Origin of the sequence: Pseudomonas shirazica (genome assembly GCF_015168335.1) — a bacterium.
GTDB classification, from domain to species: Bacteria; Pseudomonadota; Gammaproteobacteria; order Pseudomonadales; family Pseudomonadaceae; genus Aquipseudomonas; species Aquipseudomonas asiatica.
Map to the genome: position 1 here is coordinate 5,462,237 of NZ_CP063456.1, position 22,877 is coordinate 5,485,113.

The 22,877-nt window shown below is 64.4% G+C and carries 23 protein-coding genes and 1 other RNA gene; 15 read left to right on the top strand and 9 right to left on the bottom strand.

What is annotated here, in order from left to right:
• Nucleotides 1–188: 188 nt before the first annotated feature.
• The 3 genes from ubiD (at nt 189) to IMX18_RS25200 (ending at nt 3,519) form a co-directional block, all read left to right on the top strand.
• Nucleotides 189–1,655, top strand: coding sequence for a 4-hydroxy-3-polyprenylbenzoate decarboxylase (gene ubiD / locus IMX18_RS25190; RefSeq protein ID WP_013974733.1), 1,467 nt, complete (start codon nt 189–191; stop codon nt 1,653–1,655).
• Entirely contained in the window at nt 1,655–2,623 is a 969-nt protein-coding gene (locus IMX18_RS25195) for a CDP-6-deoxy-delta-3,4-glucoseen reductase (RefSeq protein WP_013974732.1), read from the top strand. The genes ubiD and IMX18_RS25195 overlap by 1 nt, the downstream gene beginning before the upstream one ends.
• 245 nt (nt 2,624–2,868) lie before the next feature.
• Nucleotides 2,869–3,519 (top strand): gamma-glutamylcyclotransferase, encoded by a 651-nt coding sequence (locus tag IMX18_RS25200; RefSeq protein WP_043935995.1) that lies wholly within the window; start codon nt 2,869–2,871, stop codon nt 3,517–3,519.
• 132 nt (nt 3,520–3,651) lie between these two features.
• On the opposite strand, the gene IMX18_RS25205 is transcribed toward IMX18_RS25200, so the two are convergent.
• On the bottom strand, nt 3,652–4,629 hold the full coding sequence (locus tag IMX18_RS25205; protein ID WP_015272242.1) for an NADPH:quinone oxidoreductase family protein: 978 nt from the start codon (nt 4,627–4,629) through the stop codon (nt 3,652–3,654).
• 169 nt (nt 4,630–4,798) lie between these two features.
• Between IMX18_RS25205 and IMX18_RS25210 the strand changes: the two genes are divergently transcribed.
• The gene (locus IMX18_RS25210) at nt 4,799–5,203 is read left to right on the top strand and encodes a flagellar basal body-associated protein FliL (protein WP_003259380.1); all 405 of its coding nucleotides are present in this window, start codon (nt 4,799–4,801) and stop codon (nt 5,201–5,203) included.
• Nucleotides 5,204–5,366: 163 nt separating this feature from the next.
• Nucleotides 5,367–5,801, top strand: a complete 435-nt coding sequence (locus tag IMX18_RS25215) for a type II toxin-antitoxin system PemK/MazF family toxin (RefSeq protein WP_225903916.1) — start codon at nt 5,367–5,369, stop codon at nt 5,799–5,801.
• Nucleotides 5,802–5,960: 159 nt separating this feature from the next.
• Here IMX18_RS25215 and IMX18_RS25220 read toward each other — a convergent pair whose 3' ends face one another.
• The 4 genes from IMX18_RS25220 to IMX18_RS25235 all read right to left on the bottom strand — a co-directional run bounded on the left by IMX18_RS25220 (nt 5,961) and on the right by IMX18_RS25235 (nt 11,448).
• Nucleotides 5,961–7,073 carry an ABC transporter permease gene (locus IMX18_RS25220; protein ID WP_054573424.1) on the bottom strand — a complete coding sequence of 371 codons (1,113 nt, stop codon included), beginning with the start codon at nt 7,071–7,073 and terminating at the stop codon, nt 5,961–5,963.
• Between the two features lies 1 nt (nt 7,074).
• Nucleotides 7,075–9,795: a ribosome-associated ATPase/putative transporter RbbA gene (rbbA, locus tag IMX18_RS25225; RefSeq protein WP_015272239.1), complete on the bottom strand. Its 2,721-nt coding sequence runs from the start codon at nt 9,793–9,795 to the stop codon at nt 7,075–7,077.
• The gene (locus tag IMX18_RS25230; RefSeq protein ID WP_015272238.1) at nt 9,792–10,751 is read right to left on the bottom strand and encodes an HlyD family secretion protein; all 960 of its coding nucleotides are present in this window, start codon (nt 10,749–10,751) and stop codon (nt 9,792–9,794) included. Before IMX18_RS25230 ends, rbbA begins: the two co-directional genes overlap by 4 nt.
• 247 nt (nt 10,752–10,998) lie before the next feature.
• Nucleotides 10,999–11,448, bottom strand: coding sequence for an EVE domain-containing protein (locus IMX18_RS25235; protein ID WP_015272237.1), 450 nt, complete (start codon nt 11,446–11,448; stop codon nt 10,999–11,001).
• A 179-nt stretch (nt 11,449–11,627) separates the two neighbouring features.
• On the opposite strand from IMX18_RS25235, the gene IMX18_RS25240 reads away from it, so the two are divergent.
• Nucleotides 11,628–11,780: a hypothetical protein gene (locus IMX18_RS25240; protein ID WP_015272236.1), complete on the top strand. Its 153-nt coding sequence runs from the start codon at nt 11,628–11,630 to the stop codon at nt 11,778–11,780.
• Between the two features lie 18 nt (nt 11,781–11,798).
• Here IMX18_RS25240 and IMX18_RS25245 read toward each other — a convergent pair whose 3' ends face one another.
• The 4 genes from IMX18_RS25245 to IMX18_RS25260 all read right to left on the bottom strand — a co-directional run bounded on the left by IMX18_RS25245 (nt 11,799) and on the right by IMX18_RS25260 (nt 13,182).
• Entirely contained in the window at nt 11,799–12,407 is a 609-nt protein-coding gene (locus IMX18_RS25245) for a 5-formyltetrahydrofolate cyclo-ligase (RefSeq protein ID WP_003259369.1), read from the bottom strand.
• Between the two features lie 78 nt (nt 12,408–12,485).
• Nucleotides 12,486–12,665, bottom strand: a non-coding RNA gene (ssrS, locus tag IMX18_RS25250) — 6S RNA.
• Nucleotides 12,666–12,682: 17 nt separating this feature from the next.
• Entirely contained in the window at nt 12,683–13,003 is a 321-nt protein-coding gene (locus tag IMX18_RS25255) for a cell division protein ZapA (RefSeq protein ID WP_015272235.1), read from the bottom strand.
• On the bottom strand, nt 13,000–13,182 hold the full coding sequence (locus IMX18_RS25260) for a TIGR02449 family protein (protein WP_029886233.1): 183 nt from the start codon (nt 13,180–13,182) through the stop codon (nt 13,000–13,002). Before IMX18_RS25260 ends, IMX18_RS25255 begins: the two co-directional genes overlap by 4 nt.
• A 181-nt stretch (nt 13,183–13,363) precedes the next feature.
• Here IMX18_RS25260 and IMX18_RS25265 point away from each other — a divergent pair, with 181 nt between their 5' ends.
• From IMX18_RS25265 to gcvH, 9 genes are all read left to right on the top strand, one after another.
• Nucleotides 13,364–13,918 carry a YecA/YgfB family protein gene (locus tag IMX18_RS25265; RefSeq protein WP_003259367.1) on the top strand — a complete coding sequence of 185 codons (555 nt, stop codon included), beginning with the start codon at nt 13,364–13,366 and terminating at the stop codon, nt 13,916–13,918.
• Nucleotides 13,919–13,939: 21 nt separating this feature from the next.
• Nucleotides 13,940–15,274 carry a Xaa-Pro aminopeptidase gene (gene pepP / locus IMX18_RS25270; RefSeq protein ID WP_015272234.1) on the top strand — a complete coding sequence of 445 codons (1,335 nt, stop codon included), beginning with the start codon at nt 13,940–13,942 and terminating at the stop codon, nt 15,272–15,274.
• Nucleotides 15,271–16,470 carry a 2-octaprenyl-6-methoxyphenyl hydroxylase gene (gene ubiH / locus IMX18_RS25275; RefSeq protein ID WP_015272233.1) on the top strand — a complete coding sequence of 400 codons (1,200 nt, stop codon included), beginning with the start codon at nt 15,271–15,273 and terminating at the stop codon, nt 16,468–16,470. The genes pepP and ubiH overlap by 4 nt, the downstream gene beginning before the upstream one ends.
• Nucleotides 16,467–16,952, top strand: a complete 486-nt coding sequence (locus IMX18_RS25280; RefSeq protein WP_013974720.1) for a DUF4442 domain-containing protein — start codon at nt 16,467–16,469, stop codon at nt 16,950–16,952. Before ubiH ends, IMX18_RS25280 begins: the two co-directional genes overlap by 4 nt.
• A gap of 9 nt (nt 16,953–16,961) precedes the next feature.
• Complete coding sequence (locus tag IMX18_RS25285; RefSeq protein WP_167506578.1) at nt 16,962–18,179, top strand: 2-octaprenyl-3-methyl-6-methoxy-1,4-benzoquinol hydroxylase; 1,218 nt, start codon at nt 16,962–16,964, stop codon at nt 18,177–18,179.
• Nucleotides 18,180–18,381: 202 nt separating this feature from the next.
• Nucleotides 18,382–19,383, top strand: coding sequence for an extracellular solute-binding protein (locus tag IMX18_RS25290; RefSeq protein ID WP_015272231.1), 1,002 nt, complete (start codon nt 18,382–18,384; stop codon nt 19,381–19,383).
• Nucleotides 19,384–19,526: 143 nt separating this feature from the next.
• Nucleotides 19,527–21,149 carry an ABC transporter permease gene (locus IMX18_RS25295; RefSeq protein WP_015272230.1) on the top strand — a complete coding sequence of 541 codons (1,623 nt, stop codon included), beginning with the start codon at nt 19,527–19,529 and terminating at the stop codon, nt 21,147–21,149.
• 125 nt (nt 21,150–21,274) lie between these two features.
• Entirely contained in the window at nt 21,275–22,357 is a 1,083-nt protein-coding gene (gene gcvT / locus IMX18_RS25300; protein ID WP_013974716.1) for a glycine cleavage system aminomethyltransferase GcvT, read from the top strand.
• A 51-nt stretch (nt 22,358–22,408) separates the two neighbouring features.
• The gene (gcvH, locus tag IMX18_RS25305; RefSeq protein WP_015272228.1) at nt 22,409–22,792 is read left to right on the top strand and encodes a glycine cleavage system protein GcvH; all 384 of its coding nucleotides are present in this window, start codon (nt 22,409–22,411) and stop codon (nt 22,790–22,792) included.
• The last annotated feature ends 85 nt before the right edge of the window (nt 22,793–22,877 follow it).

Sequence of the window (22,877 nt, forward strand, 5' to 3'; positions counted from 1 at the left end):
TCGCAGCCCATCGCCGGCAAGCCAGCTCCCACAGGTACTGTACAGCTCTTGAAGCTTGTGCGGACTCTGTGGGAGCTGGCTTGCCGGCGATGGGGCGCGAAGCGGCCCCAAGTCATTTTTGGCCATTGGGTACTGAACGGCGCTACACTCTGCACCCCCGACCGATACGGCCAACATGAGGCTTCTGCATGCAGTATCGCGACTTGCGCGACTTCATCCGTGGCCTGGAACAGCGCGGCGAGCTCAAGCGCATCCAGGTTCCGATCTCCCCCGTCCTGGAAATGACCGAGGTCTGCGACCGCACCTTGCGTGCCAAGGGCCCTGCATTGCTGTTCGAAAAGCCCACCGGCTTCGACATCCCGGTGCTGGGCAACCTGTTCGGCACCCCGGAACGTGTGGCCATGGGCATGGGCGCCGAGTCGGTCGATGAACTGCGGGAAATCGGCAAGCTGCTGGCCTTCCTCAAGGAGCCCGAGCCGCCGAAGGGTCTGAAGGATGCCTGGTCCAAGCTTCCGATCTTCAAGAAAGTCGTGTCGATGGCGCCGAAAGTGGTCAAGGACGCGGTGTGTCAGGAAGTGGTCATCGAGGGCGATGACGTCGACCTCGGCGCTCTGCCAATCCAGCACTGCTGGCCGGGCGACGTGGCACCGCTGATCACCTGGGGCCTTACCGTCACCCGCGGCCCGAACAAGGACCGTCAGAACCTGGGCATCTACCGCCAGCAGGTTATCGGCCGCAACAAGGTCATCATGCGCTGGCTCAGCCACCGTGGCGGCGCCCTGGACTACCGCGAATGGTGTGAGAAGAACCCTGGCCAGCCGTTCCCGGTCGCCGTGGCCCTGGGCGCCGACCCGGCCACCATCCTCGGCGCCGTGACCCCGGTGCCGGACACCCTCTCCGAGTATGCCTTCGCCGGCCTGCTGCGTGGCAACCGCACCGAACTGGTCAAGTGCCGGGGCAGCAACCTGCAGGTACCGGCCACCGCCGAAATCATCCTGGAAGGCGTGATCCACCCGGGCGAAATGGCCCCGGAAGGCCCGTATGGCGACCACACCGGCTACTACAACGAAGTGGACAGCTTCCCGGTGTTCACCGTGGAGCGCATCACCCATCGGCAGAAACCGATCTACCACAGCACCTACACCGGCCGGCCGCCAGATGAGCCGGCGATCCTCGGCGTGGCGCTGAACGAAGTGTTTGTGCCGATCCTGCAGAAGCAGTTCCCGGAAATCGTCGATTTCTATCTGCCACCGGAAGGCTGCTCGTATCGCATGGCGGTGGTGACCATGAAGAAGCAGTACCCGGGCCACGCCAAGCGCGTGATGCTGGGTGTGTGGTCGTTCCTGCGACAGTTCATGTACACCAAGTTCGTTATTGTCACCGATGACGATATCAATGCCCGTGACTGGAATGACGTGATCTGGGCCATCACCACACGCATGGACCCCAAGCGTGATACGGTGATGATCGACAACACCCCGATCGACTACCTGGACTTCGCGTCACCGGTATCCGGGCTGGGGTCGAAGATGGGCCTGGATGCCACGCACAAGTGGCCGGGCGAGACTACACGCGAATGGGGACGGGTCATCGTCAAGGACGAAGCCGTCACCCGCCGTATCGATGAGCTGTGGGATCAGTTGGGAATAGATTGATGCAGGTAACGTTGCAGCCGTCCGGGGCGGTGCTGGCGCTCGAACCCGGGGAACGGATCCTGGATGGAGCGCGGCGGCTGGGCTATGACTGCCCGAACAGCTGCCGCAATGGCAATTGCCATGTCTGCGCCGCGTTGTTGGTCGAAGGCCGGGTACGCCAGGACGGCGAAGTCCGCGACCATGGCGAGCTGTTCACCTGCATTGCCGAACCGCTGGAGGACTGCGTGTTGCTCTGGGATGGTGTGCTCGCCCTTGGCGAGCTGCCGGTGCGCAAACTGGCGTGCAGTGTCAGTGAGTGCGTCGAGGTCGGTGGCGACGTCTGGCGCGTGCGGTTGCGCGCGCCGGCTGGCAGGCCGCCGCGCTATCACGCGGGGCAGTACCTGATGATCGAGCGCGAAGGCGGCAAGCAGGCGGCGTTTTCGCTGGCTTCCGCACCCCATGCCGGACGCGAGCTGGAGCTGCATGTGCTGGCGCGCGAGCCCAGTGCGCTGCAACTTATCGAGCAGCTCAAGCGCGACGGCCTGGCGCGCATTGAAATGCCGTTCGGTGACACTCACCTGGCCGAGTTGCCCGATGGGCCGCTGGTGCTAATCGCTGCTGGCACCGGCATGGGTCAGATGCACAGCCTGGTCGAGCATTGCCGGGCACAGGGTTTCAAGCACCCGGTGCACCTGTACTGGGGCGTGCGTCGGCCCGAGGACTTCTACCAGATCGAGCACTGGGACGAGTGGCAGCGCCTGCCCAACCTGTTCCTGCACCAGGTGGTCAGCGACCTGTGCGGTTGGGAAGGCCGTTGCGGCATGCTGCATGAGGCGGTCTGCGAAGACATCGCCGATCTCAACAGCGTGCATGTATATGCCAGCGGCTCGCCGAACATGATCTATGCCACGCTCGACGCCTTGGTCGAAGCCGGCATGGATGCGCATCGCATGCGTGCCGATGTGTTTGCCTACGCACCGCGCGGCTAATAACTGGAGTTTGAAAGTATTGGTATAAGGCGGTAATTGTTACCGCCTTGGCTAATAACTTTCACAGTTGCTGAAACAGTACTTTCCAGTCGTCGGGAGCGAGGATGAAACTCTGGCGCGAGGGCTTGAGTATTCCTGCACTTCTGTCCTATGGTTACTGCAAGCGCCCTTGGTACAGAGGCTGGGGGCGCATCGTAATCGAATCTCGCTACATCCGTAGTTCACAGGGATAATGGCGGCAGCTTATGTCGGCACTTGAAAGTATGTCCTGGGAAGTTTCATATCCACCGACACTCGACTTCGGTCAGCAACATACTCGCGAACAGTTGTTCAATTCCATGAAGACAACCATGTCTCGCCATCAGGGTGGGCCGGTGTGGCTGTTCGCCTATGGTTCGTTGATCTGGCGACCGGAGTGCAACTCGGTGGAGCGCCAGCGCGCGCGGGTGCATGGTTACCACCGTGGCTTGTACCTGTGGTCGCATGAGCACCGTGGCACCCCGGAAACCCCTGGCCTGGTGTTCGGCCTGGACCGTGGTGGCTCCTGCAGCGGTTTTGCCTACCGGCTGGATGACAGCAGCCTGGACGATTCGCTGATGGCCTTGTGGCAGCGCGAGATGCCGTACCCGGCGTACCGGCCGCACTGGCTCAGCTGCCGGTTGGGTGATGGCAGCAAGGTGCAGGCCCTGGGTTTCGTGCTGGAGCGGCATTTGCCGTGCTATGCCGGGAACCTGCCGGACACCCTGCTAAGCCAGATCCTGGCCAGTGCCAAGGGGCGCTATGGCACTACGCGTGATTATGTCGAACAGACCTTGAATGCCCTGCGCAGCCACCAGATGCCCGATCGCAACCTGGAGGCGCGGTTCAGGCGCTGCCATAACCTGCGCGAAGTCTGATTGGCCTGCACCAGCCTCTTCGCGGGCACGCCCGCTCCCACAGGTACTCCACTGGCCTTGGACACTGTGGAGATCCTGTGGGAGCCGGCTTGCCGGCGATAGGGCCCTGACAGGCAACAGATTTCTCAATCCTTACCTGGCCAGCACCACCAACTTACCCACAGCCTGACGCTGCCCCAACTTTTCAATGGCAGCCCCTGCCTCAGCCAGTGGATAAGTCTGCGACACCAGCGGCTTCAACTTGCCTTCGGCATGCCATGCAAACAGCTGCCGGAAGTTGGCCGCATTGTCCTCCGGCTGACGCTGGGCAAACGCCCCCCAGAATACCCCGAGCACCGCCGCACCCTTGAGCAACACCAGGTTGGCCGCCAGCTGCGGGATGGTCCCGCTGGCAAAGCCCACCACCAGCAACCGGCCATTCCAGGCCAGCCCGCGCACGGCCTGCTCGAACAACTCGCCACCCACCGGGTCGTAGATCACGTCTACGCCCTGGCCACCGGTCAGGCGCTTGATCTCGTCACGCAGGCTGGCCTGGCTGTAGTCGATCAGTTCATCCGCGCCGGCTGCCTTGGCCACGGCCAGTTTTTCCGCACTGCTGGCGGCCGCGATCACCCGCGCGCCCATGGCCTTGCCGATCTCCACCGCCGCCAGGCCGACCCCGCCGGACGCACCCAGCACCAACAGCGTCTCGCCCGCCTGCAACTGGCCGCGCTGGCGCAGGGCGTGCATGGAGGTTCCGTATGTCATGCCGAATGCCGCGGCAGTGGTGAAGTCCATGCTCGCCGGGATCGGCAACACATTGTAGAACGGCACCGCCACCTGCTCGGCGAATGCACCCCAGCCGGTCAGCGCCATGACCCGGTCACCGACCTTGAACGCGCCGGCCTTTTCCCCGACTGCGGCCACCACGCCCGCTGCCTCGCCGCCGGGGGAGAACGGCAACGGTGGCTGGAACTGGTACTTGCCTTCGATGATCAGGGTGTCGGGGAAGTTGACCCCTGCGGCCTGCACATCCAGCAGGATCTCGTTTTTCTTCGGCACCGGGCTGGCTACCTCTTCCAGCACCAGGTCGCGCGCCGGGCCCAGGGTTTTGCACAACACAGCTTTCATCGGGGCTATTCCTTTGCGGGTCGTGGCCGATAAGTGTAGGAGGGCCGCCTGCCCGGTCAACGAGCATGGGGCGCCCTGATGTGCAGGCATAAGTGGCGGCACAAGCACGGGCTTGGGTTTGAGCGGCATGCTGGGTAAGCTGGCACCAACTGTATTGAGGAGCGAATTCTTGAAAGCGTGGATCTTGATGGTGCTGGCGCTGCTGCTGCCGGCTGCGGCCATGGGCGAGGAAGCCAAGGAAGGGGCGCCGAAAGTCGCCTACATCAGCCTGAGTCCGCCCTTTGTGGGCAACTACGCCCTCGACGGTAGCCCGCGGCTGCGCGTGTACAAGGCCGACGTGGCCCTGCGCGTGACCGGCGACGAAGCCGCCAAGGCGGTGAAGCACCACGAGCCGCTGATCCGCAACCAGCTGGTGGCGCTGTTCACCCAACAGTCGGTGGACAGCATGAGCAACGTCGAGGCCAAGGAGCATCTTCGCCAGGAAGCGCTGAAACAGGTGCAGCAGGTGATGGAAGCCGAAGAAGGCAAGCCGATCGTTGAAGACCTGCTATTCAACAACCTGATCGTGCAGTGATCTGAAGCATTGTGAGGTCGATTGCTGGTGAGCTGGATTGAAGTCAGGCTTACCACGGTTGTAGGACTTTTCCGTCTTTCCTGTAAGCCCGCCAGTTTTCGGTTTCTGAAGCCAAGGCCGAGCTAAATTGTGCCTTGTCTTCAGTTGCTTGAGAGTGTTGGCAATGCCTTTGAAGTACCAGCCGAAAGAGGCGACTGTACTGATGTGCGACTTTTCAGGCTTTCAAGTGCCTGAAATGATCAAGGTGCGCCCCGTTGTCGTTCTTCGCAAGCACAGTCAAAACCGTCAGTTGGTGACGATAATCCCACTGAGCACCACCGCACCGGATCAACTGACAAGGCAGCACGTTGTGCTGCCGAGTTATCTGCCTGGCCCGGCCCCGACATGCTGGGCCAAGTGCGACATGATCTACACGGTAGCTACCTCCAGACTGGACAGATGTCGGATCAGATCGCGCCAGGGCGGTGGTCGGGAATACATGACCTTTACAATGCGGCCGGAGCACTTCGCCGCCGTGAGGGCTGCTGTTGGTTTTACGCTGGGTTTCTCACATCCAGCAACAGTGCAGTCTGTTGGCAATGTAACGCTCGAAGCGTGATAATGGGCCCGTTCCCGTAAGGGGCTTGCAAGACTCTGCGGATCCTGGTTCAACCAGCAATTACAGAGCCGGGCAGGTGTACGGCGATGACAAGCCGACCTGTCTGTGAGTAGGGCGCCGAAAGGCGCCCTTTGTCTTTGTGCTAGATACCAATTTGGATCAGGACGCCAGGCTTCGGCGAAACCGCGCCAGCGCCACGCCGAAGAACACCAGCCCGATCACGGCCAGCGCCAGGATGTCCGGCCACACCACCGTCCAACCGGCATCACGAAACAGAATTGCGGCGCCAAGGCTGACAAAGTGCGTCGACGGCGACCCCTGCATGACCCACTGCAGCCACTGCGGCATGCTGTCCAGCGGTGTGCTGCCGCCGGACAGCAACAGCATCGGGATGATCACCGGGATCGCCAGCAGGCCGAATTGTGGCGTCGAGCGCGCCAGGGTGGCGAGGAAGATGCCCAGTGCGGTACTGGCGAACAGGTAGAGCGCCGTCACGGCCAGGAACAGGCCCATCGAACCGGACAGCGGCACGCCAAGCGCGCCCTTGACCACCACCACCAGCGAAATCCAGGTACAGATCACCACTACCAGCGCGTTGCTGGCAATCTTCGCCAGCATGATTTCCAGCGCGGTCAGCGGTAGCACCAGCAGGTGGTCGAGGGTGCCGTGCTCGCGCTCGCGCAGCAACGCGGTGCCGGTGAGGATGATCGCCAGGATGGTGATGTTGTTGACGATCTGGATCACCGCCAGGAACCAGCCGCCCTCCAGGTTGGGGTTGAACAGAGCCTTGGCGTTTATTATCACCGGGCTCTGTGTGTTGCTGCGCTGGCTGTAGTCGAGCAACTCGCGTTCGAAGATGCGGCCGATGTAGCCGGCACCCATGAACGCCTGGCTCATGGCCGTGGCGTCGACATAGATCTGCAGTTCCGGCGAGCGCCCGGCCAGCAGGTCGCTCTGGAAGTTCACCGGCACGTTGATCACGAAGGTGTACTGGCCGCTGTCCATGGCCTGGTCCAGACGCTGCGGGGCCAGTGGCACGGCGGGCTGGAACTCGGGTGGTTGCAGGGCTTCACCAAGCTTGCGCGATAGCAGGCTGTGGTCTTCGTCCACCATCGCGACACTGGCGTTGTGCACGCCGATCACCGAGCCGGCTGCCGGCATGTAGATGGCCACGCTGAAGGCATACAGCAGGAACAGCAGTAGCACGCTGTCATGGCGCAGGCTGGTCAGCTCTTTCAGGCCAAGACGCAGGGTGTGGTTCAGGCGTGACATATCAGGCCTCCTGCTTCTTCAGCATGGCCAGGCTCAGGCCGGTGAACACGGCAAAAAAGCTGAGCAGGATCAGGCACTGCGGCCACAGCTCGCGCAGTCCCAGCGCCTTGGTGAAGGTGCCGACCGCGATATCGAGGAAGTAGCCCGCCGGGAACAGTTGGCCCATCACCGCCGCCGCGCCATCCAGCGACGAGCGTGGCACGATCAGCCCGGAAAACTGGATGGTCGGCAAGCTGGTGATGATCATGGTGCCCAGGATGGCGGCGATCTGTGTGCGGGTGAAGGCCGAGATCAACAGGCCCAGGCTGGTGGTAGCCAGCAGGTAGGCGACGCCGCCACAGGCCAGGGCCAGCACGCTGCCCTTGAGCGGCACGGCGAACAGCCAGCGGTTCATCGCCACCAGCAGCGCCAGGTTGACCAGGCTCACGGCCAGATAGGGCATCTGCTTGCCGAGCAGAAACTCCAGGCGGGTGAGGGGTGTGGCGTAGAAGTTGGTGATGGAGCCGAGCTCTTTCTCGCGGACGATACCTAGCGCGGTGAGCATGGCCGGGATGAAGGCCAGGATCAGCGCCATTACCCCAGGGCCGATGGCGTTCACGCTGACCACATCCTGGTTGTAGCGAAAACGGGTTTCCAGGCGCACCAGGTCCTGGCGCGGCTGCGGCTGTGGGCTGGCTTTGGCTAGTTGCTCGAGATTGGCCTGGTGCACGGCTTCCACGTAATTGCGGCTGGTTTCGGCGCGGAACGGCATACCGCCATCGAGCCAGGCGGCCACCACCGGTTGACGCCCGGCGTAGAGGTCGCGGCCGAAGCCGGGTGGAATTTCCAGTGCCAGTTTGATTTCCGAGCGCTGCAGGCGCTGGTGCATTTCGCGGGTGTCGCGGATGGGCGCCTGTTCGGCGAAATAGCGTGAACCACGGAAGGCTTCGAGGTAGGCCCGGCTTTGCGGGCTCTGGTCCTGGTCGTGTACGGCGAAGGCGAGGTTTTCCACATCCAGTGAAATGCCATAGCCGAAGATCACCATCATGAACATCGCCCCCAGCAGGGCGAAGGCCAGGCGCACCTTGTCGCGCAGCAGCTCCTTGCCCTCACGGCTGGCCACCGCCAGCAGGCGACTAAGGCTGAAGCCCTGGCGCAGCGTCGGCGCAGGCGTGGCGGTCTGCTCCAGCACGGTGTTGTCGGTGGCTTGCGGCGCTAGTTCCTGAGCCTGTTCCAGGCAGCGCACGAACGCGTCTTCCAGAGTGTTGCCCTGGTAGTGGCGTTGCAGGGCATCCGGCGTGTCGCAGGCCAGTACCCGGCCTGCATGCATCAGCGAGATACGGTCGCAGCGCTGGGCTTCGTTCATGAAGTGGGTAGAAAGGAAAATGGTCACGCCCTGCTCGCGTGAAAGCTCCACCAGCAGGCGCCAGAAGTCGTCACGGGCAGCCGGGTCGACGCCGGAGGTGGGTTCGTCGAGGATCAGCACTTCCGGGCGGTGCAGCACCGCTACCGCCAGTGACAGGCGCTGACGCAGGCCGAGGGGCAGGGCACCGGATGGCTGGTCGGCGATGGCAACCAGGTCGAAGCGCTCGATCAGCTCGTCGATGCGCTGGGCGCTCTCGGCCTTGGGCAGGTCGAACAGGCGTGCATGCAGAGTGAGGTTCTGCCGGGTGCTCAGCTCGCCATACAACGAAAAACTCTGCGACATGAAACCGACCCGTTTGCGCGTGGCCAGGTCACTGGCATCCACCGGGCGGCCGAGCAGGCTGGCGCTGCCTTCGCTGGCCGGCATCAGGCCGGTGAGCACTTTCATGGTGGTGGTCTTGCCGCAGCCGTTGGAGCCCAGGAAGCCGAAAATCTCCCCGCGGCCAATGGCGAAGCTGACCTTGTTCACAGCAGTGAAATCGCCAAAGCGCAGGGTCAGGTCGTGGGCCTCGATGGCGACCGGGCTGTCAGCGGCCGGGCGCGGCGGGATGATGAGCGGAGGGTGTTGTGCCTTGCCCGCGCCCTGGTAGTGGGTGAAGGCGTCGTCCAGCTTGCCACTGGGGGTGACTGCGCCCAGTTCATGGCTGGGGCCGGCGGCCAGCAGACGGCCGCCATCGAGCATCAGGCAATGCTCGAACTGTTCAGCCTCTTCCATGTAGGCGGTGGCCACCAGCAGGGTCAGTTGCGGGCGCTGTGCGCGTACCTGTTCGACCAGCTCCCAGAAGCGCCGCCGCGACAGTGGGTCGACGCCGGTGGTCGGCTCGTCGAGGATCAGCAGGTCCGGCTCGTGGATCAGCGCGCAGCATAGGCCAAGCTTCTGCTTCATGCCGCCCGACAGTTTGCCCGCCGGGCGCTCGGCAAAGCGCTGCAGGTCGGTGGCCTGTAGCAGGTTGGCCATGCGCTGTTCGCATTCGCGACGGCCGAGGCCGAACAGGGTGGCGAAAAAGCGGATGTTCTCGCTGATCGACAGCTCCGGATACAGGTTGTTGCCCAGCCCCTGCGGCATGAACGCCACTTTCGGGTACAGCGCCGCGCGATGGCGCCGCTGGCGGATCGAGCCACCCAGCACCTGCAGTTCGCCCTGTTGCAGGCGCTTGACGCCGGCGATCAGCCCCAGCAGGGTCGATTTGCCAGCCCCGTCAGGGCCGATCAGCGCGCAGCGGGTGCCCGCCGGCAGGCTGAACCCGAGGGGGTGCAAGGCGACCAGGTCGCCGTAGCGATGGCTGATACCCTCGGCCAGCAGTGCCGGGGCGTTCATTGCAGGTTGGCCGGCCAGTCCACCTCAGCCGTGCGTACGTAGCCGGCGCCTGGCATGCCCGGCTTGGCCTGCGGCACGGCGCCCGGGTCGGTCAGGCGCAACTTGACCCGGAACACCAGCTTCTGCCGCTCGTCGCGGGTTTCCACCTGCTTGGGGGTGAACTGGGCCTTGGCCGCGACAAAGGCAACCTTCGCCGGCAGCGCCCGCTCGGGCAGGGCGTCGAGCACGATCCGTGCCTGGTCGCCGACGGTCAGCCGGCCGCTGGTGGAGGCGGGCAGGTAAAGGTTCATGTACTGGTCGCTGGGGTCGATCAACATCAGCACGCGGCCGCCGGCACCCAGCACTTCACCGGGCTCGGCCAGGCGCAGCTGGATGATGCCGTTGATCGGTGCGCGCAGACTGCTGTCGTCGATTTCGCTGGTGAGCTGCGCTACCTGGGCCTCGGCGGCGCCGATGGCGGCCTTGATCGCCGCCAGTTGGGCGCGGGCGGCGACTACGGCGGCGTTGGCCGTGTCGAAGCGCGCCTGCTGTTGGTCGAGCAACTGCTGGCTGGCGTATTTGCGCTGGAAGATCTCGCGCACGCGCTTGAGCTCCTGGCTGGCCAGCAGCAGTTCGCTTTGGCGCAGCTGCACACTGGCCTGGGCGGCGGCGTAGTTTTCCCGGGCGCGCAGCACTTCGGCTTCGGCCTGGCTGCGCTGGGCTTCCATGGTACGGGTGTCGATGCGCGCCAGCAGCTGGCCGCGAGTTACCTTGTCACCTTCGTCGACCAGCACTTCGGCCAGGCGGCCGGGGATTTTGCTGGCGATCTGCACTTCGGTGGCTTCCAGGCGGCCGTTGCCCATGCTCAGGCCTTCGGGCAACTGGTCGTGGAGCGACTTCCAGTACCCCAGCCCACCGGCTGTTGCGAGTAGGGCGATCAGCGCGGTGGCGAAGATCCTGGGGGCGTATCGGTTCATCGGTCTGCATCCTTGCGGTCATGCACACTGCATCATGGCGTGCAGCCATGAGCGATGTGTTGATATCAATCAAAGGCCCCCACAGTCCCTGTAGGAGCGGCCTTGTGTCGCGAAAGGGCTGCAAAGCAGCCCCGGCAATTCATGGGGTGACGCTGATATCCCGGGGCCGCTGTGCGCCCCATCGCGACACAAGGCCGCTCCTACAGGGGACCGCCCCGGTCAGCAAGATCTGACCTTAGCCGCAGTTTCAACGCAAAGCGACAATCACCGCCCATTGCTCTGGCGTCACGGGCATTACCGACAGGCGGCTGCCCTTCTGCACCAGCGGCAGTTCGGCCAGGCTTGTCTGCTGTTTCAGCCAGCCCAGCTCCAGCACCCGTGGCAGGGTTTGCACATGGGCCACATCGACCGCGCTCCAAGGGTTCTTGTCGGCCGTGGCCTTGGCATCGTAGTAGGGGCTCTGCGGGTCCAGCGCGGTTGGGTCCGGGTAGGCTGCGCGGGTGATCCTGGCAATGCCGGCGATGCCCGGCTGCGGACAGCTGGAGTGGTAGAAGAAGAACTCGTCGCCAACGCTCATGGCCCGCAGGAAATTGCGTGCCTGATAGTTGCGCACGCCGTCCCAGCGCGCTTCGCCGAGCCGGCCGAGGGCTTCAATGGAGAGCTCGTCGGGCTCGGATTTCATCAGCCAGTAGGCCATGGGGTGCTGCTCCTGAAAAGGTTTGAAATAACCTGTTGCACGAAACCGACAGCCGGTTGGCGTCAAGGTTTGCGTGCAGACGCAGGTTGTCGGAAAATGCGCCCCGTTTAAAGCGCGATGCTCCGGCAATACCCAGAAAGTTGCCGAGCGTGAACAGTTTGCCTGGGGGGCAATCTTCGATGAATCAACGTAACAAGCCGGATCTGCTGTGGGTCTTGGTGTTCATTTTCGGCCTGGGTGTGGTCACTACCGGTTATGCGCAAGGGATCTGGGAGCGCAAGCTGGACAACGCCTATCAGATGCCGGTCGACGCCAGCCAGCCGAAACGTTGATGCCCCCGCTGGCGCCGCTCAACGCGGCGCCAGGTACCAGCCACGGTCCGAGACCGTCCCCTGCAGCGGTACATCCCAACTGGCCTGAGCCAGCCGCTCGACCTTCTGGCATTCATGTGCCAGCCCCAACAGCAACGGCTTTTTCCAGGTCTGGCGACGCGCCTGGTAGGCCAGGCTGCGATCATAGAAACCACCGCCCATTCCCAGGCGACCGCCCACTTCGTCGAAACCGACCAACGGTAGCAGGATCAGGTCCAGCGACCAGATCGGGCGCTGGCGCTTGCGCTCGGTGACCGGCTCGGGAATGCGAAAGCGGTTGGGCTTGAGCTTCTCGCCTTGCTCGAAGCGCTGGAACACCATGCGCGTGCGCGGCCAGGCGTGCAGCACCGGCAGGTAGGTGCGCTTGCCGCGGCGCTGGGCCTCGCGCAGCAGCAGGTAAGGGTCGATTTCGCCATCGTTGGGCAAGTACAGGGCAATGTGCCGGGCGCGTCGGAACAGCGGGTGCTGCGCCAGCTGGCGGTAAAGGCCAAGGGCGGCCTGGCGTTGCTGAGCAGGGGTAAGGGCGCGGCGGGCATTGCGGAGCAGGCGACGGAGCTGGGGGCGGGTGAGCTGCGCGGTGTCGGTCATGGCACGGGCGATCCCAGGTGCTGGCCGACGTGGTCGGCCAAAACGAATTGCCCGCCGGAAGGGCGGGCAAGAGAATTCAGGCTCCCCGATAAGACCGCTATCGGTGTAGCCCTTGAACCCGAAAGTTCAAGGTGGAGATTGCAGGGGGCGTTAAGGCTTTCCGTCGGGCGGACATGCACACCGGCCCCAGCGTGCAACCCCCGTGGTTGTGCGTATCGGCTCAGGGACATAACCGACTGGCGCATCCCCCAGGGAGTGGCGCCAGTATACCAATCTCAGCCGATTTTGGTATCCGCGTCGTCGGACAGTGCCTGGTCGACCCGTTCCAGCAGGTCGCGCACCTGTTCGCGGGTGGTGCCGCCTGCCGGAGCATCGTTGCGCTCTTCCTGGCGGTGCAGCATTTCGTGGGTGATGTTCAACGCTGCCATGACCGCGATGCGGTCGGCGCCGATCACCTTGCCGCTGCTGCGGATTTCGCGCATCTTGCCGTCCAGGTAGCGCGCGGCACTGACCAGGTTGTTGCGCTCTTCCGGCGGGCAGATGATCGAATATTCCTTGTCGAGGATCTGCACGGTGACGCTATTGCTTGAACTCATGAGTCTTGCTCCAGAGCCTTGAGGCGTAAAATCATCGACTCGACCTTGCGCTTGGCGATCTCGTTCTTTTCGATGAGGTGGGCGCGCTCTTCGCGCCAGGACTTTTCCTGAGCTACTAGGAGTGCATTTTGCCGTTTTAGTTGCTCGACACGTTCGATCAGCAACTCGAATCGGCTCATCAGTGCCTGCAGGTCGTTCTCTTGCGTGGGTTGCACTCGATTCGCTCCGTCGTTGAGTCACCTGGCGATGATGCCTCTCCCTGGGCGGCGACGGCCAGTGCCGATGGTCTTGGCGCGCCTGCCGGTGCTAGGATACAAGGTCTCCATTCTAGTCATTGCGCCGTCTGGCGCCTAGCTGCCCATGCCCAATACCCAATCGCCCTACATCGCCTTCGCCATGCTGCTGTCCAGCAATGGCCATCCTGTAACACCGGCCGAACTGCACGGCCTGCTGATCGGCCGCAGCTGCGCCGGTGCCGGCTTCGACGCCGACGGCTGGCTGGCCGATGCCGCCCAGCTGCTGGAAACCGAGCCCGGTGACACCGTACGCAACGCCCTGGTCGGCCTGCAGGAAATGGTCAAGGGCGAACTGACCAGCGACGACATGGCGATCGTCCTGCTGCTGCCTTCCGACGACGCCGCCCTGAGCGATCGCGCCACCGCGCTGGGCCAGTGGTGCCAGGGCTTCATCACCGGTTTCGGCCTGAATGCCGGTGGCAAGGACCTGTCCGACGAGGCCAAGGAAGTGCTGCAGGACCTGGTGGCCATTTCCCAGGTCCAGGAAGCCCTCGAGGAGTCCGAGGATGGCGAGAGCGATTACATGGAAGTCATGGAATACCTGCGTGTGGCGCCGTTGCTGCTGTTCTCCGAGCTGGCCAAGCCGGCCGCCCCTGCACCCAAGCCATCGCTGCACTGATCAACCAGGGGTAGTCTGCCCATGAGCCACATTCCCAAGGCCGAGTATGCCCGTCGGCGCAAGGCGCTGATGGCGCAGATGGTCCCCAACAGCATCGCCATCCTGCCCGCCGCCGCGGTTGCCATCCGTAACCGCGACGTCGAGCACGTTTACCGCCAGGACAGCGACTTCCAGTACCTCAGTGGTTTCCCCGAGCCGGAAGCGGTGATTGCGCTGATTCCCGGTCGCGAGCATGGCGAATACGTGCTGTTTTGCCGAGAACGCAACCCCGAGCGCGAGCTGTGGGACGGCCTGCGTGCCGGCCAGGAAGGTGCGGTGCGCGATTTTGGCGCAGACGATGCCTTCCCCATCACCGACATCGACGAGATCCTGCCGGGCCTGATCGAAGGCCGTGAGCGGGTATACAGCGCCATGGGCAGCAACCCCGAGTTCGACCGCCGGCTGATGGACTGGATCAACGTGATCCGCTCCAAGGCGCGCCTGGGGGCCCAGCCGCCGAACGAGTTCGTTGCGCTGGATCATCTGCTGCACGACATGCGCCTGTATAAATCGGCAGCGGAAGTGAAGGTGATGCGCGCTGCCGCAGACATCTCGGCGCGGGCCCACGTGCGGGCCATGCAGGCCTGCCGGGCCGGCTTGCACGAATACAGCCTGGAAGCCGAGCTGGACTATGAGTTCCGCAAGGGCGGGGCGAAGATGCCGGCCTACGGCTCGATCGTCGCGGCCGGGCGCAATGGCTGCATCCTGCACTATCAGCAGAACGACGCCCCGCTCAAGGATGGCGACCTGGTGCTGATCGACGCCGGCTGCGAGATCGACTGCTACGCCAGCGACATCACCCGTACCTTCCCTGTCAGCGGGCGTTTTTCGCCCGAGCAGAGGGCCATCTACGAGCTGGTGCTCAAGGCCCAGGCAGCGGCGTTTGCCGAAATCGCCCCTGGCAAGCACTGGAACCACGCCCATGAGGCGACCGTGCGGGTCATCACCGAGGGCCTGGTGGAACTGGGCCTGCTGACCGGCGAGGTACAGGCGCTGATCGACAGCGAGGCCTATCGTGCCTTCTACATGCACCGCGCCGGGCACTGGCTGGGCATGGATGTGCACGATGTGGGCGAGTACAAGGTGGGCGGTGAGTGGCGGGTGCTAGAACCCGGCATGGCGCTGACCGTCGAGCCGGGCATCTACATAGGCGCCGACAATCAGGCCGTGGCCAAGAAATGGCGCGGCATTGGTGTAAGGATCGAGGACGACGTGGTAGTGACCAGGCAAGGTTGTGAAATCCTGACTTCGGGCGTGCCGCGCACGGTCGCCGAGATCGAGGCGCTGATGCAGGCCGCCCGCAAGGACGCGGCATGAATCGGGTAAACCTGGCGATCATCGGTGGCGGCCTGGTGGGCGCGAGCCTGGCCCTGGCCCTGCAGGCGGGGGCCAAGGCGCGAGGCTGGAAGATCCTGCTGATCGAGCCGTTCGCCCCCGGTGACAGCTTCCAGCCCAGCTACGACGCGCGTTCGTCGGCACTGTCGTTCGGTACCCAGCAGATCTACCAGCAGTTGGGCCTGTGGCAGGCCATCGGCCATCGCGCCGAGCCGATCTTGCAGATTCACGTGTCCGACCGCGGCCGTTTCGGTGCCACCCGCCTGGATGCCCGGGAAGAGGGTGTGCCGGCGCTTGGCTACGTGGTGGAAAACGCCTGGCTGGGCCAGTGCCTTTGGCAAGGGCTGGACAGCGAGGTGGTGAGCTGGCGCTGCCCGGCGGAAGTGACTGCGATGCAGGCCATTGAGGGTGGCTACCGCCTGCAGCTGAACGATGACACCCAGTTGGAGTGCGACCTGGCTGTACTGGCCGACGGTGGCCGTTCCGGCCTGCGCGAACAGCTGGGTATCCACGTGCGCCACACGCCCTACCAACAGAGCGCGCTGATCGCCAACATAACCCCGGGCGAGGCCCACGGCGGCCAGGCCTTCGAACGTTTCACCGAAGAAGGCCCCATGGCCCTGCTGCCGCTGCCGGATAACCGCTGCGCGCTGGTCTGGACCCGCCAGGGCATGGACGCGAGGCGTCTGGCCGACATCGACGAGCGCAATTTCCTGCGTGAACTGCAGGGCGTGTTCGGCTATCGCCTGGGCGCCTTGCGCCAGGTCGGCGCGCGGCACCTCTACCCACTGTCGCTGATCGAGGCCCAGGAGCAGGTGCGGCCGCATCTGGTGGTGCTGGGTAACGCCGCGCACAGCCTGCACCCTATTGCCGGCCAAGGCTTCAATCTGTCGCTGCGTGACGTGCAGGCGCTTGCCGAGGCGCTGCTGGCCGGCCCGCAGCAGCCTGGCGACCTGACAACATTGCAGGCCTACCACCAGCGCCAGCGCGTGGACCAGGCCATGACCATCGGCTTTTCCGATCAGGTCACCCGTCTGTTCGGCAGCAGCCAGCCATTGCTGGCCGCCGGCCGCAACCTTGGCCTGCTCGGGCTCGACCTGCTGCCACCGGCCAAAAGCTGGTTCGCCCGCCAGGCCATGGGCCTGGGCACCCGCCCCGATCCGCGAGGTCAGGCATGAGTGACAACACGCGCAGGCTGGCGCGCCGGGCGTGCCTGTTGCGCTGGCGGCTGAACCTGTTCCCGCCGCACCTCGGCGCTGGTATCCGCGTACAGCACATCAGCCCGGACCTGCGCAGCGTCAAGGTGGCGATGAAGCTGACCCGCTGGAACCGCAACTACGTCGGCACCCAGTGCGGCGGCAGCCTGTACGGCATGGTCGACCCGTTCTACATGCTGCTGTTGATCGAGCAGCTGGGGCGTGACTATATCGTCTGGGACAAGGCCGCCAGCATCGATTTCATTTCGCCGGGCAAAGGCCCGGTGTATGCCGAACTCCACGTCGATGACGCGCTGCTGGACGAAATCCGCCAGCAGACTGCCACCGGCAAGAAGTGCCTGCCGCGTTTGCAGGTCGATATCCGCGACGGCGCCGGCGAGCTGGTGGCGCGGGTCGATAAAACCCTATATGTGCGGCTCAAGCCGCAAGCGAGGCTGGCGTAAGGCATGGAAATGCGCGCAGATCTGTTGATTGTCGGTGCCGGTATGGTCGGCAGCGCCCTGGCCCTGGCGTTGCGCCACAGTGGCTTGCAAATCCTCTTGCTCGACGGCGGCCCGCTGACGGTCAAGCCGTTCGATGCCCAGGCCCCGTTCGAGCCGCGTGTCAGCGCGCTGTCGGCAGCCAGCCAGCGCATCCTCGAGCGCCTTGGCGCTTGGGATGGCATCGCCCGCCGGCGTGCCACGCCATACTCGGACATGCATGTATGGGATGGCAGCGGCACCGGGCAGATTCACTTCTCGGCTGCCAGCGTGCATGCCCAAGTGCTCGGCCACATCGTCGAGAACCGGGTGGTGCAGGATGGCCTGCTGGAGCGCCTGCATGACAGCGATATCGGCCTGCTGCCCAATGCGCGGCTCGAACAGCTGCGACGCTCCGGCGACGAGTGGCTGCTGACCCTCGCCGATGGCCGCCAGTTGCGTGCGCCGCTGGTGATCGCGGCCGACGGTGCCAACTCGGCAGTGCGGCGCCTGGCCGGCTGCGAAACCCGCGAGTGGGATTACCTGCACCACGCCATCGTCACCAGCGTGCGTTGCAGCGCCGGGCACCAGGCCACGGCCTGGCAGCGCTTCACCGATGAAGGGCCACTGGCGTTCCTGCCGCTGACCCGCGATGGCCAGCAGGACTGGTGCTCGATCGTGTGGTCGACCACGCCGGAGCATGCCGAGCAGTTGATGGCGCTGGATGAAGCGGCCTTCCTGAAAGCCCTTGAGCGGGCTTTCGAGGGGCGCCTGGGTGATGTGCTGCAGGCCGACCCGCGGCTGTGCGTGCCGCTGCGCCAGCGCCACGCCAAGCGCTATGTGGATGAAGGCCTGGCATTGATCGGCGATGCCGCGCACACCATTCACCCGCTGGCCGGGCAGGGCGTCAACCTGGGCTTCCTCGATGCTGCGGTGCTGGCCGAGGTGCTGGTCAACGCCTGCGAGCGTGGCGAGCGGCTGGCGGATGTGAAGGTACTGAGCCGTTACGAGCGACGGCGCATGCCGCACAACCTGGCGCTGATGGCGGCGATGGAAGGGTTCGAGCGGTTGTTCCAGGCCAACCCGTTGCCGTTGCGCTGGTTGCGTAACAGCGGGTTGAAGCTGGTGGAGCAGATGCCGGAGGCCAAGGCGCTGTTCGTGCGGCAGGCGCTGGGTTTGAGCGGTGATCTGCCGGATCTGGCCAAGGCTTGAGATTGTCGGGGCCGCTTTGCGGCCCTTTCGCGACACAAGGCCGCTCCTACAGGGGGACGCAATCTCTTGTAGGAGCGGCCTTGTGTCGCGATGGGCTGCACAGCAGCCCCCTCTGCAACATCCGGTAACGCCTATGTAGATGAGTCGGAAAATGGGATTCACTACCATTTGCACCTCTCATACGATCCGAGGAGTGCTTTCCATGTTGCCACGCAAGCCCCTACTGGCCGCCCTGGCCCTGACCCTGTTCGGCGGCACCGCCCAGGCAGCGGACGAAGTGGTGGTGTACTCCTCGCGCATCGACGAGCTGATCAAGCCGGTGTTCGATGCCTATACCGCCAAGACTGGGGTCAAGATCAAGTTCATCACCGACAAGGAAGCCCCGCTGATGCAGCGCATCAAGGCCGAGGGCGAAAACGGCGTGGCCGACCTGCTGCTGACCGTCGATGCCGGCAACCTGTGGCAGGCCGAGCAGATGGGCATCCTGCAGCCGATCAAGTCCGACATCATCGACCAGAACATCCCGCCGCAGTACCGCGCCTCGTCCCACGACTGGACCGGCCTGAGCCTGCGCGCGCGCACCATCATCTACTCCACCGAGCGGGTCAAGCCGCAAGAGCTGAGCACCTACGAAGCCCTGGCCGACAAGCAGTGGGAAGGCCGCCTGTGCCTGCGCACGGCGAAGAAAGTGTACAACCAGTCGCTCACCGCCACCCTGATCGAGACCCACGGCGAGGCGAAGACCGAGCAGATCGTCAAAGGCTGGGTCAACAACCTGTCCACCGACGTGTTCTCCGACGATAACGCAGTGATCCAGGCCATCGAGGCCGGCCAGTGCGACGTGGGCGTGGTCAACACCTACTACTACGGTCGTCTGCACAACCAGAACCCGAAACTGCCGGTGAAGATCTTCTGGCCCAACCAGGGTGACCGTGGCGTGCACGTGAACCTGTCGGGCATCGGTCTGACCAAGCATGCACCACACCCGGAGGCGGCGAAGAAGCTGGTTGAATGGATGACTGGTGAAGAGGCGCAGAAGCTGTTCGCCGACATCAACCAGGAGTTCCCGGCCAACCCGAAGGTCAAGCCATCGGAAGAAGTGGCAGCGTGGGGCAGCTTCAAGGCTGACAGCATTCCGGTTGAAATCGCTGGCAAGCGCCAGGCTGAAGCGATTCGCTTGATGGATCGGGCTGGCTGGAACTAAGCGCCAGGCTTTATCCTTCCGGGGCCTTTCAGGGCCTCTTCGCGGGCATGCCCGCTCCCACAGGATTACTCGATCTCTGTGGGAGCGGGCATGCCCGCGAACGACCGCATAGCGGTCGCAAATCAGCCACAGAGACATTCAACTTGCCCCACTCCCCCCAACGCCGCTGGTACCTCCCGGTCACCCTGGTCGCCGCCCTGGTGCTCCTGCCCCTGAGCGTCCTGCTGTTGTCCTGGCAGTCGATCGACCTGCAGATCTGGTCGCACCTGCTCGACACCCAGATGACTCGCCTGCTGGGCAATACCCTGACGCTGGTGGCGGGTGTGGGCATCGGCGTCACGTTACTGGGGGTCAGCCTGGCCTGGTTGACCAGCCTCTGCGAGTTCCCTGGCCGGCGCTGGCTGGACTGGGCGCTGATGCTACCGTTCGCCATCCCTGCTTATGTGCTGGCGTTCGTCTTCGTCGGCCTGCTGGACTTCGCCGGCCCGGTGCAGAGCGCCCTGCGCGAGGTGTTCGGGCCGATGCGCCTGCCGCGGGTTCGCTCCACCGGCGGGGTGATCGTCGTACTGGTGCTGGTGTTCTACCCCTATGTCTACCTGCTGGCGCGCAGCGCATTCCTGGCCCAGGGCAAGGGCCTGATGGAAGCCGCGCGGGTGCTGGGGCTGTCCCCGCTGCAAGCGTTCTGGCGCGTGGCTCTGCCCATGGCTCGGCCTGCGATCGGCGCCGGTATTGCCCTGGCCCTGATGGAAACACTGGCCGACTTCGGCGCGGTTGCGGTATTCAACTTCGACACTTTCACCACGGCCATCTACAAGACCTGGTACGGCTTCTTCAGCCTGTCCAGCGCTGCCCAGCTGGCCAGCCTGCTGCTGCTGGCGGTGATGCTGGTGCTGTATGGCGAGCGCCGTGCCAGGGGGGCCAGCCGCAGCGGCAACGAGCGGCCGCGCGGGCAGGCGCTGTACCACCTGCACGGGGTCAAGGCGTTGCTGGCCAGCGGTTGGTGCCTGCTGGTGTTCGCCTGCGCCTTCGTCATCCCGCTGCTGCAACTGCTGGCGTGGTTCTGGCAGCGTGGCCGACATGACCTGGACGAGCGCTATGTCGGCCTGGTGTTGCACACCCTGTACCTGGGCGGCATGGCGGCGCTGGTCACGGTGTGCGTGGCGTTGCTGCTGGCCTTTGCCCGGCGCCAGGCGCCGACGGGTGGTATTCGCGCCGGGGTGGGCCTGGCCAACCTGGGCTATGCCTTGCCCGGCTCGGTGCTGGCGGTTTCGATCATGCTGGCCTTCAGTTACCTCGACAACCACCTGGTCATCCCGCTGTCCAGCTGGCTGGGCGGTGCCGGCAAGCCGCTGCTGCTGGGCAGCCTGGCCGCATTGCTGCTGGCCTACCTGGTGCGCTTCATCGCGGTGGCCTACGGGCCGCTGGAGAGCAGCCTGGAGCGGATCCGCCCGTCACTGCCCGAGGCATCCCGCAGCCTGGGCGTCGGTGGCGCGGGATTGTTTTTCAAGGTGTATCTGCCGCTGCTGGTGCCTGGCGCGCTCAGCGCCGCCCTGCTGGTGTTCGTCGACGTGCTCAAGGAAATGCCGGCCACCTTGCTGATGCGCCCGTTCGGCTGGGACACCTTGGCGGTAAGGGTGTTCGAGATGACCAGCGAGGGTGAGTGGGCGCGTGCATCGTTGCCGGCACTGACCCTGGTGCTGGTGGGCCTGCTGCCGGTCATCGGCCTGATCCGCCGTTCGGCACGTCGACCCGGTCACAGTCACTGAGGGTGCCAGCCCGCGCCCTTGCGGCTACAATGCGCGGCATTCGCGCGGCGGGTCCTACACAAGAAGAGCTGACGACCCGACGTCATCGACCGCCGCCGCTTCGCCACGCCCGGAAGGAGAAACCCATGGGACAGCGCACGCTTTTGTATGACCTGCACCTGGCGCTTGGCGCCAAGACGGTCGATTTCGGTGGCTGGGACATGCCCCTGCACTATGGCTCGCAGGTCGAGGAGCACCATCAGGTGCGCAGCGATTGCGGGGTGTTCGATGTTTCCCACATGACCGTGATCGATGTCGATGGTAGCGACGCCACTGCCTGGTTGCAGCGTCTGCTGGCCAACGACGTGGCCCGCCTCGACGACACCGGCAAGGCGCTGTACAGCCCGCTGTTGCAGGAACAGGGCAGGGTGATCGACGACCTGATCGTCTACCGCACACAACATGGCTATCGCCTGGTCACCAACGCCGCCACCCGTGCCAAGGTACTCGACTGGCTGCAGCAGCAGCGTGACGGTTTTGCCGTGGACTTCCAGGTCCGCCCAGACCTGGCCATCCTTGCCATCCAGGGCCCGCATGCTCGAGAAAAGGTTGCAGCCCTGCTCAGCCCCTCGCGTGCGGCGCTGATCCGCGAACTGCGTCCTTTCGAAGGCTTTGCCGAAGGCGACTGGTTCATTGCCCGCACCGGTTATACCGGTGAAGACGGCCTGGAGATCATCCTCCCCGGCGAGCAGGCCGTGGCCTTCTTCAACGACCTGGTCGGTGCCGGCATCGCCCCCAGCGGCCTTGGTGCCCGCGATACCCTGCGCCTGGAAGCCGGCATGAACCTGTACGGCCAGGACATCGACGAAAACCACACACCGCTCACCTCCAACCTCGGCTGGAGCATCGCCTGGGAGCCGGCCGAGCGCGATTTCATCGGGCGCGCCGGGCTGCTGGCGGAAATCGAGCACGGCGTGCAGGAAAAACTGGTCGGCCTGGTGCTGGAAGAGCGTGGCGTGCTGCGTGCCCACCAGGTGGTGCGTGTAGCCGGGATTGGCGAAGGGGAGATCACCAGTGGTAGTTTCTCGCCTACGCTGAGCAAGTCCATTGCCCTTGCACGCGTGCCCATGGCCACCGGCGACCGGGCCGAGGTGGAAATTCGCAGCAAGTGGTACCCGGTGCGGGTGGTCAAACCGACCTTCGTGCGCCACGGCAAGATCCTGATCTGAACAATTTTTAACCGGCGGGCGTACCGCTGAGCCAATCGAGGAATTCAAGACATGAGCAATATCCCCGCCGAACTGCGTTTTGCCGAAAGCCACGAGTGGGCTCGCCTGGAAGCCGACGGCACCGTGACTGTTGGTATCAGCGACCACGCCCAGCAAGCCCTGGGTGACGTGGTGTTCGTCGAGTTGGCCGAAGTCGGCAAGGTATTCGCCGCTGGCGATGCGGCCGGTGTGGTCGAGTCGGTCAAGGCCGCTTCGGACATCTACGCCCCGGTCGGTGGCGAAGTGATTGCGGTCAACGAAGAGCTGGCTGATAGCCCTGAGCTGCTCAACGAAGAACCTTACGATTCTTGGATTTTCAAGCTGAAGCCAAGCGACAAGTCTGAGCTGGACAAGCTGCTGGATGCTGCTGGTTACGCGGCCGCTATCGGCGAATAGGGCTTCAGGCCTCATCGCCGGCAAGCCAGCTCCCACAGAGATAGCGCGCGCCTCAGGGCCTGTGGTTACCTGTGGGAGCTGGCTT